The sequence below is a fragment of the Rhodococcus sp. EPR-134 genome (assembly GCF_001647205.1).
GTDB classification, from domain to species: domain Bacteria; phylum Actinomycetota; class Actinomycetes; order Mycobacteriales; family Mycobacteriaceae; genus Rhodococcus_F; species Rhodococcus_F qingshengii.
Window position 1 is genome coordinate 1 of the sequence record NZ_LVCT01000429.1, and the last position, 14,654, is coordinate 14,654.

A 14,654-nucleotide genomic window follows, 5' to 3' on the forward strand; every position below is an offset into this window, starting at 1 on the left:
ACGGCCAACCCCTCGCGGTGGTGCGGGCAATCCGCGACGACCTCGATGCGCGGGTGATCGCACTGCTCACCGAACTGACCACACCCGTCGCCGTCTGACCGACCTCTTACTTCCGTCTTCGAAGGGAACCTTCATCCTCATGTCCGACAAGCCCAGCGTCCTGTTCGTCTGTGTCCACAACGCCGGCCGATCGCAGATGGCCGCCGGTTTCCTGAGCCACCTCGCCGGCGACGCCATCGAGGTCCGCTCCGCCGGATCCGCCCCCGCGGACACCATCAACTCCGCCGCAGTCGAAGCGATGGCAGAGCTCGGAATCGACATCTCCGCCCAGACCCCGAAAATCCTCACCACCGACGCCGTCCAGGATTCGGATGTCGTGATCACGATGGGCTGCGGCGACACCTGCCCGATCTTCCCCGGCAAGAGCTACCGCGACTGGGTCCTCGACGATCCCGCCGGCCAGGGCATCGACGCGGTTCGCCCGATCCGCGACGAGATCAAAACCCGCGTCCAAGCCCTGATCACCGAACTCACCGCCCCGTCGGTATCGCGCTGACCACCCACGCTTCCCGCATTCGATCCCGTGAAAGAGACACTATGACCATCCCGCCCACGGTCCATGACGTCATCATTGTCGGTTCCGGACCGGCCGGCTACACCGCTGGTGTCTACACCGCGCGCGCTGAGCTCGCGCCCCTGCTCTTCGAGGGAACCCAGTTCGGTGGCGCCCTCATGACCACCACCGAGGTCGAGAACTTCCCCGGATTCCGTGAGGGAATCATGGGCCCCGATCTGATGGAACAGATGCGCGAGCAGGCACTGCGCTTCGACACCGACATCCGCACCGAGGACGTCGAAGAGATCGATCTGAGCGGCCCGATCAAGACGGTCGTCGCGAACGGCGAAACCTACGCCGCGCACGCGATCATCCTCGCGATGGGCGCAGCAGCGCGTTACCTGGGGATCGAAGGTGAAGCGCGTCTCCTCGGCCGCGGCGTCAGCGCCTGCGCCACCTGCGACGGCTTCTTCTTCCGTGACCAGGACATCGTCGTGGTCGGCGGCGGCGACTCCGCGATGGAAGAAGCAACCTTCCTCACCCGCTTCGCTCGCTCGGTCACCCTGGTGCACCGCCGCGAGGAGTTCCGCGCCTCACGGATCATGCTCGAGCGCGCCAAGGCCAACGAGAAGATCCGCTTCCTGACCAACGCAGAGCCCGTCGAGGTGCTCGGTGAGAACAGCGTCACCGGCCTCGTCGTGCGCGACACCGTCACCGGTGAAACTTCCACACTCGAGATCACCGGCATGTTCGTCGCCATCGGCCACGACCCGCGCAGTGAACTCGTCAAGGGCCAGGTCGATCTCGACGACGCCGGATACGTGCGCGTCGCTCCCGGTTCCACCGCGACCTCCGTCGACGGCGTCTTCGCTGCCGGTGACCTGGTCGATCACACGTACCGTCAGGCGATCACCGCTGCCGGCACCGGATGCTCCGCAGCAATCGACGCCGAACGCTGGCTGGCCGACCGCGGCGACATCACCGCCAACACGCTCGACGCAGCCGGCCACACCGTCGACGCCGTCTGACTCCCACACCCAGCGAAAGGAACTTCGATGAGCAAGCCTTCAGTGCTGTTCGTGTGCGTCAAGAACGGCGGCAAATCCCAGATGGCCGCCGGCCTCATGCGCAAAGCCGCCGGCGACCAGGTGGACGTGTACTCGGCCGGCACGAAACCAGGCGACGCGGTCAACGCCCTGTCCTCCGAAACCCTCCTCGAAGTCGGGGTGGACATCTCCGGACAGGCTCCGACGTTGATCGATCCGCAACTGGTGCGCGATGTCGACCTCGTCGTCACCCTGGGCAACGAAGCGAAGGTCGATCCCGTCGCCGGCACCGACTTCGAGAACTGGGACACCGACGAGCCGTCCGAACGCGGCATCGACGGAATCGAACGAATGCGCCTGGTCCGCGACGACATCGCCGCCCGCGTCGCCGCCCTTGCTGCCCGTCTAGCGGTCCGCTGATATCGGAACCGCTAGCCGCGCAATCGAAAGACCCGCGAAATAGGAAAGAGGACATCACCATGAGCACCATCGAAGTATTCGAACCGGCCCTGTGCTGCAACACCGGCGTCTGCGGCGACGACGTCGACCAAGCGCTGATCACCTTCACCGCCGACCTCGACTGGGTCGCGAGCAACGGCGGCACCATCACCCGCCACAACCTCGCCAACGACCCCCTTGCCTTCGCCGGCAACGACACCGTCGCAGCCTTCCTCAAAATCTCAGGTTCCGAAGGGCTCCCGCTGGCGATCGTCGACGGAGTCACCGTCCTGACCGGTACTTATCCCACCCGCAACCAGCTCGCGAAATGGGCCGGCATCACCGAACCGGGAGCCGCGGACGCACCGGCCGGGATCACCATGCTCGGACTCGCCGACGGCTCAGCATGCTGCTCCACCGACGACGCCGACTCCACCACCTGCTGCTGAAAGCACCCACACCGCAATGAAGTTCCTGAACGATGCGCCCCGATTCCTGTTCTTCACCGGCAAAGGCGGTGTCGGAAAGACCTCCATCGCCTGCGCGAGCGCGATCACCCTTGCCCGCGCCGGGAAGAAAGTGCTGCTCGTGAGCACCGATCCCGCCTCCAACGTCGGGCAGGTCTTCGGTATGAGCATCGGCAACACCATCACCGACATCCCCGCAGCGGAGGGGCTGTCGGCGCTCGAGATCGATCCCGAACAAGCCGCCGCCGCCTATCGCGAGCGGATCATCGGCCCCGTCCGCGGACTGCTCCCCGAGAAGGAGATCGCGGCGATCGCCGAACAGCTCTCCGGGTCCTGCACCACCGAAATAGCGTCGTTCAACGAGTTCACCGGACTGCTCTCCGGCCAAGGCGACATCACCGCGGACTTCGACCACATCCTGTTCGATACCGCTCCGACGGGGCACACCATCCGGTTGCTGCAGCTTCCCGGATCGTGGACCGAGTTCCTCGACGACGGTAAGGGCGACGCATCGTGCCTGGGGCCGTTGTCCGGGCTCGAGAAGCAGCGCGCCGTCTACGCCGACGCCGTTGCCGCGCTCGCAGATCCGCAGCGGACCCGCCTCGTCCTGGTCTCGCGCGCCCAGCGTTCGACGCTCGCCGAAATCACCCGCACGCACCGTGAACTCGCCGACATCGGACTGACCCATCAGCATGTCGTGATCAATGGTGTCCTTTCGGCGCCGGCGGACGACACCGATCCGCTCGCGACCGCGATCTACCGGCGTGAACAAGCCGCGATAGCCGCGCTGCCCGACGAATTGGCGCAATTGCCCGCCGATCAGGTCCCGCTCAAAGCGACCAATATCGTCGGTATCGACGCACTCGAGAGCCTCTTCGCTGCCGACCTCAGCCCGGTATCTGCCGCCTCAGCGGGCCCGTCCCTGCAGCTGCCCAATTCTCCACTCTCATCCCTGATCGACGAACTCGACACCGACGATCACGGCCTGATCATGTGCATGGGCAAAGGCGGAGTCGGCAAGACCACCATCGCCGCCGCCATCGCTGTCGCCCTCGCTGAACGCGGCCACCAGGTGCACCTGACCACCACCGACCCGGCTGCACACCTGACAGAAACCTTGAACGGGGAACTCGACAACCTCCAGGTCTCCCGAATCGACCCCGCCGACGCCACCGAGCAGTACCGCACCCGCGTCTTGACCACCAAAGGCAAGAACCTCGACGAACGCGGCCGCGCCAACCTCGCCGAAGACCTCCGATCGCCGTGCACGGAGGAAGTGGCCGTCTTTCAGGCGTTTTCGCGGGTGATTCACGAATCGAGTCGCAAGTTCGTCGTCGTGGACACGGCCCCGACCGGGCACACCTTGTTGTTGCTCGACGCCACCGGCTCTTACCACCGGGAAATCGCCCGCCACATGGGTGAGAACACGAACTTCACCACCCCGCTCATGCGACTACAGGACCCGAACGCCACGAAAGTCCTACTCGTGACCCTCGCCGAAACCACCCCCGCCCTCGAAGCCGCCGGCCTGCAAGCCGACCTACAACGCGCAGGAATTCACCCTTGGGCGTGGGTGGTCAACAACTCTCTCGCCGCTGCCGAACCGACCTCGCCGCTCCTGCAGCAACGCGCAGCCGGAGAAGTCCTCGAAATCGACACCATCACACACCAATACAGCCAACGAACCGCCGTCGTTCCGATGTTCGCCGAAGAACCCATCGGCACATCCGCTTTGGCGGCGTTGAGCAAGTCTTAATCGATGCGCGGAATCGGCTTCTCACTGGTGAGCAACAATGTCGGATGCCTGGCCTAGAGTCCACACTGCGACGAGCATCAGGTCGCCACACTGACAAGACCGAAGCTCCAATTGGTCCTGACTTGCAGCGGTTGTTGTATGTCGGTCAGATGTGGCGACCTGAACTCATTAGCCGGCGAGACGGCAGCGGCCACATGGAGCAAGCGATGGAGCTTGAGGTCTCAGGGCAAGGATTCGACAGTGCACGCCTGTCGTCTGTTCAAGCTGGTCTGGGAAATTTGGGTTATCCCGACTGGTCCGGTGTGGGATGTTGGCACCAGGGCAGTCGTAGATGGGCATGCTTTCAGGTGGTCAGTCGGTTCGTCGAGAACTTCGGATGAGAAATCCAGGTCGGTAGTGCTCCCGCCGCAGCGACTGAAGATATCGGCCGTTTGCGGTTTACCCCGAGATGACCGTAAACGGCCGGATCCCCTTGGAGTGCAGCAGCAGCCGGGCATGTTCGTCATGCACGTCCCACACGTGCCGGTGGCCATCATCACTTGACAGTTCCACCACGCCTGCAGATTCGTCAGCACGTTCATCATTACCTCCTCCGCTCGTTGAGTGCAGATTCCTGAACGGGAATGTTCAGGCTGCCCCTATTATTATCGTCGCTTTCGGCTATCATCGCAATATGACGATCAATAAAGATGTATGCCTGGCCACCGAGAACGGATCGGATCTCGACAACGCAGTGGCGTTGTTCCACAGCCTCTCCGACGGGACCAGGTTGGCGATCGTACGTCGCCTCGCCGGCGGAGAAGCGCGGGTGGCGGACCTGGTCGGCGAACTCGGTCTGGCGCAATCCACGGTCTCCGCGCACGTAGCGTGCTTGCGGGACTGCGGACTGGTTACCGGCCGCCCCGCGGGTCGACAGGTGTTCTACTCCCTCTCCCACCCCGAGCTGCTTGACCTGCTGGCCTCTGCCGAGACCCTGCTCGCCGCAACGGGTTCCGCAGTCGCGTTGTGCCCGAACTACGGCGCCGACGCCGGCTCGGGGGTGACCGCATGAGTGACGCGTGTGGCTGCGGCCCCGACGAACCTCGCACCGAGGGCGAGGAGGAACGCGAACCGGACAAACTGTGGCAGGTCACAGAGATCCGCGCCGCCGCGGTCGCCGGGGTGCTGTTGGTGGCCGGTCTGATCGTGGAATGGGCCGACGGCCCCCACCCGGCGTCACTGACGCTGTTCTCACTCGCGCTGCTCGTCGCCGGCTACACCTTCGTCCCCGCCACCCTCACACGCCTGGCGAGGGGCAAGATCGGGGTCGGCACTCTGATGACGATCGCCGCGGTCGGCGCCGTACTGCTCGGCAAGGTCGAAGAAGCTGCCATGCTGGCGTTCTTGTTCGCGATCAGCGAGGGCCTCGAGGAATTCTCGGTAACCCGCACCCGCCGCGGTCTGCGGGCGCTGCTGTCCCTGGTTCCGGCGACCGCCACTGTCGTGCGCGGTGGCAGGGAGCAGATAGTCGAACCCGGCGAGCTGCAGCTGGGCGAGATCATGATCGTCAAGCCGGGCGAGCGCATCGCCACCGACGGAACCATCGCGACCGGCCGCACAGCTCTCGACGTCTCCGCGATCACCGGCGAATCAGTCCCGGTCGAAGCCGGACCGGGTGACGACGTGTTCGCCGGATCGATCAACGGCACCGGCGTCCTCGAAGTCAAGGTCACCGCTGGGGCGCAAGACAATTCGCTGGCGAAGATCGTGCGGATCGTCGAGGCTGAACAGTCCCGCAAGGGCGAGGCCCAACGACTCGCCGACACCATCGCCAAACCCTTGGTTCCGGCGATCCTGGTGGGCGCCGCGCTCATCGCGGCGGTCGGCAGCCTGCTCGGGGAGCCGCGGGTGTGGATCGAACGCGCTCTCGTCGTACTTGTCGCAGCGTCGCCGTGCGCTTTGGCGATCGCGGTGCCGGTGACGGTGTTCGCCGCCGTGGGTGCCGCCAGCAAGATCGGTGTCCTGGTCAAAGGCGGCGCCGCGCTCGAGGCCCTCGGCCGTATCCGTGGCATCGCGTTGGACAAGACCGGAACCCTGACCCGTAACCGTCCCACCGTCATCGAGGTCGCCACCGCTGCCGGCGTCACCCGCGATGAGGTCCTCGAAGTCGCCGCGGCGCTGGAAGCGCGCAGCGAACATCCCCTGGCAAAGGCGATCCTCGCCGCCGTCGACGACATCACCGCTGCCGAGAACGTCGAGGCCGTCACGGGTGCGGGACTGACCGGGTACCTCGACGGACGTTCGGTGCGGTTGGGGCGACCGGGCTGGATCGAGCCCGGATCCCTCGCGGCCGAGGTGGAGCGAATGCAGCACGCCGGGGCCACCGCGGTCCTGATCGAACGCGACGGTGCGTTGATCGGGGCGGTCGCGGTCCGTGACGAACTGCGGCCCGAGGCGGTCGAGGTGGTGGCCGGGCTGCGGCGCGACGGTTACCAAGTCGCGATGCTAACCGGCGACAACGAACGCACCGCCCGCGCTCTCGCGGCCGATGTCGGGATCGACGAGGTCCACGCTGACCTGCGCCCGGAGGACAAGGCCCGCATCATCGAGCAACTCGGCCGGCACCGTTCGACCGCGATGGTCGGCGACGGCGTCAACGACGCCCCCGCCCTGGCCACCGCGGATCTGGGCATCGCGATGGGCGCGATGGGCACAGACGTCGCCATCGAAACCGCCGACGTTGCTCTGATGGGTGAGGATCTGCGGCACCTGCCGCAGGCATTGGCGCACGCACGCCGGTCCCGACGGATCATGCTGCAGAACGTCGGGCTCTCGCTCGCGATCATCACCGTCCTGATGCCGCTGGCACTGTTCGGTGTTCTCGGCCTGGCCGCGGTGGTCCTGGTCCACGAGCTCGCCGAGATCGTGGTCATCGCCAACGGGGTCCGCGCCGGCCGCGCCCCCGCCCTGACTACACCCGCCTCTGAGCTGTCGGCGCCGGTCGGGGCCCGCGCATGAGCGACACCGCGACCGAATACTCGACTCGGACACCGCGTCTGAGGAGCGTCTTCGTGTCCGCCGTCGTCGCCCTCGCTGCCGTCGCATTGTTTGTCGAACCAGTTGCGCGTCGGGAACTTTCGGATGGCCGCACCGTTGACTTCGGGCTGCTGCAACTCAAGCTGGCCTATAACAGCGGGGTCGCGTTCAGCATGGGTGACCAACAGCCGATGTGGATTGTCCTCACCGTCACGGCTGTCATCACTGCGGGTATCGGTGTGTACGCCTGGCGCACCGCGCCTTCCAGCTCACTAGCAGCGATGATCGGGCTGTCCCTGATGTTTGCTGGCGCGGCCGCGAATGTGATCGACCGCGCCGTCGACGGGAAGGTGACGGACTACTTCCATACTGGGTGGTGGCCGACGTTCAACCTCGCCGACACTTACATCACCTGCGGTGTCGTGCTGCTCCTGGCTGCACTATTGCGGGAGTCAACGCAAGAACCCCCGAATGAGAGTTCGTCATGACATCGATGCCCGACCACATCCGAGCCGCCTATGTCTCGGAGATGGCTGCCGCCGATACCACCGGCGACGACGCTCAACGATGGGCGCACCTCGAACGCGTCCACATCATTTCCCAGCCCTACCCGTGGCCGCACACCCGCAACCACATCGCCATGCTTGCCTTCGCACTAGGCCAACACGACCGTCGAGAGGCGCTCGGACAGATCGTGCGGATCATCGTCGCCGCACCCGGATCTCTGTCTGGGCGCTACCCCGAAGGTAACACCGGTCGCGTCGAGGCAGGGCTGATGAAGCCCATGCCAGTGCCAGATGATCTGGCCGAAATGCTTCGCGACTAGTTCAGCAGTACCGAATTCCGAGCGACAGCTCTGTCTGGATTACTACACATTTCGAATTGCGTGAAAGGTTGCCGCAGCACTGTAAGTGCTACCCGCCACCGAACGACCACTGCGATTGAGTGGTCGTTCGGTGCATTCTTCCCCGTACCGAGAGCCGGATGAACCGTTCTGTCACGTGTTGAGAAGGGGGCCGAAGATCGCGGCTCCACACCGGGTTGCCTCGGCGAGATCGACCACGATCCCACCGACCTGCGGGTTGGCCGCCGACCATGCCTCCGCGGCCGGGCGATCAGTGAAGAAGTTGAGGTAATTGCAGCAGGTATCCGCCGACGGACCCTGCGCTGACTGTGCCCCGATGAACACCACTGTGGTCGCAGGATCCGCAGTGGTCTCTTCGCCGCGGACTGAAACGGTGATGTGTTCGCCGGTCGACGCGTCGGCGGAGTCGATCACTACCTCACTGCCGCCGAGCATCGCTGACATGCCGAGCGCGTCGATAGCGCACATCGCGTAAACCCGTGCACCACCCGCGATCTGAACACTGTGCGCGGTCGGTGTTGCGGAAAATGGGTACACCGAGTCGATCCGCCCCGACCTGTCGAGGCGGATCACGTCCGAGGCGTGCAGCCGGTCCAGGATCTGCTGCGCGGACGAGTCGAACTCGGCAGCGACCGCATCGATCTCGGTTATCGGTGGAGGGTCTCCGCGGGTTGCGAACGCCCGCAAGATGGCGTGATGAATGGCCTTTTCGGCGGGGTCGGCGGGCTGCGCCGCGCCCCGCCACGCGCCGAGTGCTGCGACCGGGGATCCGTCTCCAGCCGCGGGTGCACAGCAGTCGACCGGAGCGGCCGGCATCTCAGTCGACTGATCGGCCGGGGCCAGGTTCAGTGCAGCGCGAAGAGCAGCGACGGACGGTGCACCATCGATGCCGCCGACGTCCGACCGGTAGAGACGGCACGACACGCTCGGCACCGAGCCGGGCTCTGCGAACGGGTCTTGGCCGTCGATGAGCAGGGTCGGTGATCCCGTCATGCCTGCTTCGGTGGCTGCGGCCTGGTCATTGAGAACACGGTGGGTGATCTCGACGTCGATGTGTTCGCCGGCCACCGCCTCCGTGATCCGGCGCTCGAGTAACAAAACGTTGGGGCACTCGGGGACTTGCAGGATCTCTAGTTTCATCGGGTCTCTCCTGTGTCGTGCAAGGTCTGGATCAGTGGGCAGCATCGGTCGGCGCGAGGCAGATCGCAGGTGGCGGCAAGTTCGGCGAGCGACTGCTGCATGCGCTGCAGGTCGGCGATCTTTTCGGCGAGGTGCGCCATCTTGGCTGCGGCCAGCTCACGAGCAGCAGCACAGTCGTCGGGTCCGCCGTCGGCGAGGTGCAGTAGTTCCTCGATCTCGTCGAGGGTGAACCCGTGCTCCTGTGCGCGCTTGATGAAGCGAACCACCGCTACCGCATTGGCCGGATACGCCCGATACCCTGACCCTGACCTGGGGGGCTCCTCCAGCAGGCCTCTGCGCTCGTAGTACCGCAACGTCTGGACGTTGACCCCAGCCTGGGTGGCAACTTCACTGCTCCGCATATCGCCATTGTTAACCCTGTACCCAACTATCGAGTCAAGTGTCTATCGGGAATCCCCGACTTTCAGGTCACCAAGTATCTCGGTCTGCTCGAGAACCAACGAACCTTGTGCGCTCGTCCCTCATCTACGAGGGTGGACGGCTCACACGGCATCCGGCGAGTGCCGCCGATCAAAGCTGTCACTGCACAGACGAGTGAACAACTTCTTCGCCGAACCAGGGCACACAACCATATACCCCCGGGGGTACTTGACATACCCTGGGGGGTATATGGCAACCTGTAGTCATCGCACTCCACAGAACAGGGAAGGTTGTCCGATGATCCTCGAGCAGTACTACATCGAATGCCTCTCACACGCGTCGTACCTGATCGGCGACGAGAGCACCGGCCGCGCCATCGTGGTCGACCCGCGCCGCGACATCACCGAATACCTCGAGGACGCAGCCCGATACGGTCTGATCATCGAGGGTGTTGTCAACACGCACTTTCATGCGGACTTTGTCTCCGGTCACCTTGAGTTGGTCGAGGCTACCGGCTCGTGGATCGGTTTCGGCGACGCCGCGGATACCGATTTCCCGATTCGTCGACTGCGCCACGGCGAGCACCTGACGCTGGGGGAGGTGGACATCGAAATCCTCTCCACCCCCGGCCATACGTGGGAGTCGATCAGCCTGCTCGTTCGCGAGAATCGAGACGCCGAGCCCACTGCTGTGCTGACCGGGGACTCGCTGTTCATCGGCGACGTCGGTCGCCCCGACCTGGCCAATCTCGGCGACGGCACCAATACCGACCTGGCTCGGGCGATGTATCGCACCGTCCACGAGAGGCTGCTGACCTTGCCCGATGCAGTGACCGTGATGCCGGCTCACGGCGCGGGATCCTCCTGCGGCAAGAACCTCTCTTCCGAGCTGACCTCCACCATCGGCGAGCAACGCCGCACCAATCCGTCGGTGCAGCCGATGAGCGAAGACGCATTCGTCGCTCTGGTCACCGACGGCCAACCTGCGGTGCCGGAGTATTTTTCGGCCGCCGTAGCTTTGAACAAGTCGAATCGCGCACTCCTCGAACAAGATCGGCGCATCTCCGAACTCTCACCGGGAGAACTCCGGGTCGAAATGGCCAGCGGAACACGCGTTCTCGACGCCCGCACCCCCGACGACTTCGCGGCCGGGCATCTGCTCGGCTCGATCAATGTCGGATTCGACGGCAGGTTTGCCGAAACCGGCGGCATGGTCGCCGACATCGGGGAGCGCATCGTACTCATCACCTATCCGGGTGATGAACAGGTTGCGGCAATGCGCTTGGCGCGCATCGGATCCGACAACGCCATCGGGTACCTCACCGTCGACGCCGACGGCACCTTCCCAGGCGCGCTCGCCGACCTTGTCCGCACTGCGCTGCGCACCACGGTGTCCGAGCTCGAAGAGCCGATGGCCTCGGGCGCGGTCACGTTGATCGACATCCGCAACCCCGGCGAACGCGACTTTGGTGCCATCGACGGCGCCCGGTCAATTCCCCTCGCACAGTTGCGTTCCCAACTCGCGGACCTGCCACGAAACATGCCCATCGTCGTGCACTGCGCCGGCGGCTGGCGCTCCTCCGTCGCCGCATCACTGTTGCGAGCCGACGGCATCGAGAACGTCAGCGACCTGGTCGGCGGATACACGGCCTGGGTCGAGCGATCTTCCGAATAGCGCCTATTCAGAAAAACTCTCGTGCCCCATACGCGGCACGACGTCTGACAAGGAGATACCAGATGTGTTACACCACGACATGTTCTTCCTGCTCCAAGACCACTTGGGCAGGATGCGGCCAGCACGCCGACCAGGTGATGGCCGGCGTCCAGACAGCGCGGCGCTGTACCTGCACCCCTGCTCCTGACCCGAGGTCCGGGTTCTTCCGGTCCTTCTTCGGCCGCTGACCCGCCGCACCGGATGACCCGGTGCCATGACCCGGTACCCGCCCATACTCGCACCCATCACCCCCTTTTTTCAGGAGTCAACCAATGTCCAGTAACACCAAGGTCAGGGACGGCGTTCCGCCGATCTCACACGCGTCCGGCGGCGTACTCGGCCGCATGGGCGCATCGATGGCGGGCAACGCAAAATGGGTGCTCGGTGTCTGGCTGATCGTGCTCATCGCACTCGGCGCGGCCGCACCGTCGGTGTTCAGCTCCCTCGCCGGCGCCGGATGGCAGGCCAACGGATCCGAATCCGTCCAGGTCCGCGAACTCGCACAGGCACACTTCGGCGGCAACTCTTCCGCCGCCGTCCAGGTTGTCGTGCATTCCGATGACCGGACCATCGACAGCCCCGACATGCAGCGCACCCTCACCGAGGTCACCGATGTCTTCGCCGGGGACCCTCGCTTCGGTGCGATCATCGCGCCGCAGCCGGGAATGTCCATCAGCCCCGACGGGCACACCGGAATTCTCATCGCGGGCGCGAACGCAAGCACCGACGAGATGGTCAAGGCCGTTGACGATCTCAAGGGGGAGTTGACCGCCCTGTCCGGAAACGGCATCGAGGTCTATCCCACCGGCGCATCGGCACTGTGGAGTGATTTCAACAAGGCCAACCACGACGCGATGATTCAGGCCGAACTGTTTTCCTGGCCGGTCACCCTCGCGATCATGGTGCTCGCCTTCGGGTCCCTCGTCGCCGCCGGACTCCCACTGCTGCTGACCCTGGCCGGACTCGTCGCCTCCGCGGGCGGACTGGTCCTGCTCAACCAGATCACCCCGATTTCCGTGTGGGCGATGAACTTCGCGATGATGTTCGCCCTCGCCCTCGGTATCGACTACGCCCTGTTCATCGTCTCCCGGTTCCGCGACGCGATACGTCATGCATCGTCACCGCGGGCGGCGGTCGCGGAAACCATGGATACCGCGGGCAAGGCCGTCGTCCTGTCCGGAATCACGGTGCTCGTGAGCCTCTCTGCGGTCCTGCTGGTTCCGGCACCGGCCGTGCGGACGATGGCTATCGGCATCATGCTCGCCGTGTTCTTCGTCCTCCTGGCCTCGATGACTCTGTTGCCTGCCGTTCTCGGGATGCTCGGCACCAAGGTCAACGGTGGATCCTTGCCCTACGCCAAGCGTCAGGAACACCGCTCACCGAAGTTCGCCGCCTGGGGCGAGCTGCTGCACAAGCACCCGTGGCCGTTCGCCATCGGTTCTCTCCTGGTGCTGATCGCGCTGTCGATCCCGGTGCTCGGGCTCAAGGTGGCGATGCCCTCCATCGCGGTTGTCCCCTCCGACGCCCCGGTCCGCCAGGGCTACGAACTCGTCCAAGCTCAGATGGGGGAGGGGGCGCCGGGCATGTTGCAGATCATCGCCCCCGCCGCGGAGGGCGCCGAGACCGCGAAGGCTGCTGCCGCGACCGAAGGTATCGCCATGGTGACGCCGCCGCAGTCCGCACTCGATGGCAGCGACTTTGTGATGTTGCAGGCCATGCCTACCGTCGATCCGTCCGACGCACAGATGGGAGCCATCCTCGACACCTTGCGTGCGGACCTTCCCTCGGGCGCTCTGGTGGGCGGCGCACCGGCGGAGAACCTCGACCTGCAGCAAGCGCTGAACGACTACCTCCCGCCGATCGTCGGCATCATCCTGGTTCTCGGGTTCCTGCTGCTCCTGGTGGCGCTGCAGGCGCCGTTGATCGCCATCCTCGGTACCGTGGTCAGCTTGCTCTCCACCGCCGCCGCATTCGGGGTCGCGAAGCTGATCTTCCAGGACGGGCACGGAGCGTCGTTGCTCGGTTTCACCCCGCAGGGGTTCCTCGACGGGTGGGGGCCGGTGTTCTTCTTCGCGATGATCTTCGCGATCGCCATGGACTACACCGTCTTCTTGTTGGCCACGGCGAAGGAGCATTACGAGCGCTCAGGTGATCCCAAGGTCGCGCACGTCGACGGCCTGGCTCATTCGGGGCGGGTGATCCTCGCCGCTGCCGCGGTGATGGTGGCCGTGTTCTTCACCTTCGCGCTCGCTGATCCGTTGCCGCCGAAGGAGATGGGCATCATTCTCGGTGTCGCTGTACTGCTCGATGCGGTACTGATTCGGCTGATCCTGCTGCCGGTGCTCCTGCGGTTGACCGGGCATGCCGCATGGTGGTCCCCGGCGTGGCTGCGAAAGGTATTGCCCAACATCAGTTTCTCGCACTGACAGGTCCGGATGGCGTGGTTCGGCAGCTGTGACGCACAGATCTGACGAACCACCCACCCGGATATACCCATAGGGGTATATTTGAGGTTACTGATTCATCTTCGGAAGGAACTCCCATGGTCGGCGACGACGACAGCATCGCATTGGTACTCAACCGACTCCGCCGCGCGCACGGCCAACTCGCCGGAGTGATCTCGATGATCGAACAGGGCCGAGACTGCAAGGACGTCGTCACCCAGCTCGCCGCGGTCTCACGCGCACTCGACCGGGCCGGCTTCAAGATCGTCGCCACCGGCCTTCGCGAATGCATGACCGGCAACCGCGAGAATGGCAAGGAACCGATGACCGAGGCGGAACTCGAAAAGCTCTTCCTCGCACTCGCCTGAGACCGCGGCGGCGATCGCGGAACAACGAACAGAAAGGACGGTACGGACAGTCATGACAGCTCTCCCACGGCACCACGGCTGGACCATCGAACGGATCGTTCCACTATTGGGCGGGGTAGTCGTCCTGCTCAGCGTGGCCTTGACACTCGCCTTCTCCATTTGGTGGCTGCTTCTCACCACGTTCGTCGCTGCGAATCTCCTGCTCTACAGCGCAGTGGGATGGTGCCCGATGAGCCTGATACTCCAACGCCTCGGCATCCCGCGGCTCGGCACCCGCTGACCGATCCCAGACCCCGGATCCCCCGAAAAAAGGACGTAGATCATGCAACTCGCACTCACGACCACCCTGAACACCACGTTCGACGACGCTGTCGAACGCACCCGTAAGGCATTGTCGGAGCAAGGTTTCGGGATACTCACCGAGAT

The 14,654-nt window shown here is 64.7% G+C and carries 15 protein-coding genes and 1 pseudogene; 14 read left to right on the plus strand and 2 right to left on the minus strand.

The annotated features are described in order from the left end of the window. Positions 1 to 139 precede the first annotated feature (139 nt). The 9 genes from A2J01_RS19890 (at position 140) to A2J01_RS19930 (ending at position 8,104) form a co-directional block, all read left to right on the plus strand. Positions 140 to 556: an arsenate reductase ArsC gene (locus A2J01_RS19890; protein ID WP_064113393.1), complete on the plus strand. Its 417-nt coding sequence runs from the start codon at positions 140 to 142 to the stop codon at positions 554 to 556. 41 nt (positions 557 to 597) lie between these two features. Next, positions 598 to 1,584, plus strand: a complete 987-nt coding sequence (trxB, locus tag A2J01_RS19895; protein ID WP_064113394.1) for a thioredoxin-disulfide reductase — start codon at positions 598 to 600, stop codon at positions 1,582 to 1,584. A 27-nt stretch (positions 1,585 to 1,611) separates the two neighbouring features. Further along, positions 1,612 to 2,022: an arsenate-mycothiol transferase ArsC gene (locus A2J01_RS19900; protein ID WP_064113395.1), complete on the plus strand. Its 411-nt coding sequence runs from the start codon at positions 1,612 to 1,614 to the stop codon at positions 2,020 to 2,022. A gap of 59 nt (positions 2,023 to 2,081) precedes the next feature. Then, positions 2,082 to 2,489, plus strand: coding sequence for an arsenite efflux transporter metallochaperone ArsD (gene arsD / locus A2J01_RS19905; RefSeq protein ID WP_064113396.1), 408 nt, complete (start codon positions 2,082 to 2,084; stop codon positions 2,487 to 2,489). 16 nt (positions 2,490 to 2,505) lie between these two features. Beyond that, on the plus strand, positions 2,506 to 4,263 hold the full coding sequence (arsA, locus tag A2J01_RS19910; RefSeq protein WP_064113397.1) for an arsenical pump-driving ATPase: 1,758 nt from the start codon (positions 2,506 to 2,508) through the stop codon (positions 4,261 to 4,263). Positions 4,264 to 4,936: 673 nt separating this feature from the next. After that, on the plus strand, positions 4,937 to 5,314 hold the full coding sequence (locus A2J01_RS19915) for an ArsR/SmtB family transcription factor (protein WP_064113398.1): 378 nt from the start codon (positions 4,937 to 4,939) through the stop codon (positions 5,312 to 5,314). Then, positions 5,311 to 7,260: a heavy metal translocating P-type ATPase gene (locus A2J01_RS19920; RefSeq protein WP_064113399.1), complete on the plus strand. Its 1,950-nt coding sequence runs from the start codon at positions 5,311 to 5,313 to the stop codon at positions 7,258 to 7,260. Before A2J01_RS19915 ends, A2J01_RS19920 begins: the two co-directional genes overlap by 4 nt. Then, positions 7,257 to 7,766 (plus strand): signal peptidase II, encoded by a 510-nt coding sequence (gene lspA, locus A2J01_RS19925; RefSeq protein ID WP_064113400.1) that lies wholly within the window; start codon positions 7,257 to 7,259, stop codon positions 7,764 to 7,766. The genes A2J01_RS19920 and lspA overlap by 4 nt, the downstream gene beginning before the upstream one ends. Then, positions 7,763 to 8,104, plus strand: coding sequence for a DUF3703 domain-containing protein (locus A2J01_RS19930; RefSeq protein ID WP_064113401.1), 342 nt, complete (start codon positions 7,763 to 7,765; stop codon positions 8,102 to 8,104). The genes lspA and A2J01_RS19930 overlap by 4 nt, the downstream gene beginning before the upstream one ends. A 171-nt stretch (positions 8,105 to 8,275) precedes the next feature. Here the strand turns inward: A2J01_RS19930 and merB are convergent, their stop codons facing one another. After that, complete coding sequence (merB, locus tag A2J01_RS19935) at positions 8,276 to 9,283, minus strand: organomercurial lyase (RefSeq protein ID WP_064113402.1); 1,008 nt, start codon at positions 9,281 to 9,283, stop codon at positions 8,276 to 8,278. Further along, positions 9,280 to 9,684: a MerR family transcriptional regulator gene (locus tag A2J01_RS19940; protein WP_064113403.1), complete on the minus strand. Its 405-nt coding sequence runs from the start codon at positions 9,682 to 9,684 to the stop codon at positions 9,280 to 9,282. Before A2J01_RS19940 ends, merB begins: the two co-directional genes overlap by 4 nt. 316 nt (positions 9,685 to 10,000) lie before the next feature. Between A2J01_RS19940 and A2J01_RS19945 the strand changes: the two genes are divergently transcribed. The 5 genes and pseudogenes from A2J01_RS19945 to A2J01_RS19965 form a co-directional block, all read left to right on the plus strand. Further along, a complete protein-coding gene (locus tag A2J01_RS19945) occupies positions 10,001 to 11,377 on the plus strand; it encodes an MBL fold metallo-hydrolase (RefSeq protein WP_064113404.1) in 1,377 nt (458 codons plus the stop codon). Between the two features lie 311 nt (positions 11,378 to 11,688). Then, positions 11,689 to 13,842, plus strand: a complete 2,154-nt coding sequence (locus A2J01_RS19950) for an MMPL family transporter (RefSeq protein ID WP_064113405.1) — start codon at positions 11,689 to 11,691, stop codon at positions 13,840 to 13,842. A gap of 116 nt (positions 13,843 to 13,958) precedes the next feature. Further along, a complete protein-coding gene (locus tag A2J01_RS19955; protein WP_054802216.1) occupies positions 13,959 to 14,228 on the plus strand; it encodes a metal-sensitive transcriptional regulator in 270 nt (89 codons plus the stop codon). A 52-nt stretch (positions 14,229 to 14,280) separates the two neighbouring features. After that, on the plus strand, positions 14,281 to 14,508 hold the full coding sequence (locus A2J01_RS19960; protein ID WP_058037328.1) for a YgaP family membrane protein: 228 nt from the start codon (positions 14,281 to 14,283) through the stop codon (positions 14,506 to 14,508). A gap of 42 nt (positions 14,509 to 14,550) precedes the next feature. Beyond that, positions 14,551 to 14,654: pseudogene (locus A2J01_RS19965) on the plus strand (DUF302 domain-containing protein); the annotation flags it as partial.

What these genes read in the sequence shown, in the direction of transcription:
- A2J01_RS19890 (WP_064113393.1), top strand. Translation starts at nt 140, where the DNA reads ATGTCCGACAAGCCCAGCGTCCTGTTCGTCTGTGTCCACAACGCCGGC.
- trxB (WP_064113394.1), top strand. Translation starts at nt 598, where the DNA reads ATGACCATCCCGCCCACGGTCCATGACGTCATCATTGTCGGTTCCGGA.
- A2J01_RS19900 (WP_064113395.1), top strand. Translation starts at nt 1,612, where the DNA reads ATGAGCAAGCCTTCAGTGCTGTTCGTGTGCGTCAAGAACGGCGGCAAA.
- arsD (WP_064113396.1), top strand. Translation starts at nt 2,082, where the DNA reads ATGAGCACCATCGAAGTATTCGAACCGGCCCTGTGCTGCAACACCGGC.
- arsA (WP_064113397.1), top strand. Translation starts at nt 2,506, where the DNA reads ATGAAGTTCCTGAACGATGCGCCCCGATTCCTGTTCTTCACCGGCAAA.
- A2J01_RS19915 (WP_064113398.1), top strand. Translation starts at nt 4,937, where the DNA reads ATGACGATCAATAAAGATGTATGCCTGGCCACCGAGAACGGATCGGAT.
- A2J01_RS19920 (WP_064113399.1), top strand. Translation starts at nt 5,311, where the DNA reads ATGAGTGACGCGTGTGGCTGCGGCCCCGACGAACCTCGCACCGAGGGC.
- lspA (WP_064113400.1), top strand. Translation starts at nt 7,257, where the DNA reads ATGAGCGACACCGCGACCGAATACTCGACTCGGACACCGCGTCTGAGG.
- A2J01_RS19930 (WP_064113401.1), top strand. Translation starts at nt 7,763, where the DNA reads ATGACATCGATGCCCGACCACATCCGAGCCGCCTATGTCTCGGAGATG.
- merB (WP_064113402.1), bottom strand. Translation starts at nt 9,283, where the DNA reads ATGAAACTAGAGATCCTGCAAGTCCCCGAGTGCCCCAACGTTTTGTTA.
- A2J01_RS19940 (WP_064113403.1), bottom strand. Translation starts at nt 9,684, where the DNA reads ATGCGGAGCAGTGAAGTTGCCACCCAGGCTGGGGTCAACGTCCAGACG.
- A2J01_RS19945 (WP_064113404.1), top strand. Translation starts at nt 10,001, where the DNA reads ATGATCCTCGAGCAGTACTACATCGAATGCCTCTCACACGCGTCGTAC.
- A2J01_RS19950 (WP_064113405.1), top strand. Translation starts at nt 11,689, where the DNA reads ATGTCCAGTAACACCAAGGTCAGGGACGGCGTTCCGCCGATCTCACAC.
- A2J01_RS19955 (WP_054802216.1), top strand. Translation starts at nt 13,959, where the DNA reads ATGGTCGGCGACGACGACAGCATCGCATTGGTACTCAACCGACTCCGC.
- A2J01_RS19960 (WP_058037328.1), top strand. Translation starts at nt 14,281, where the DNA reads ATGACAGCTCTCCCACGGCACCACGGCTGGACCATCGAACGGATCGTT.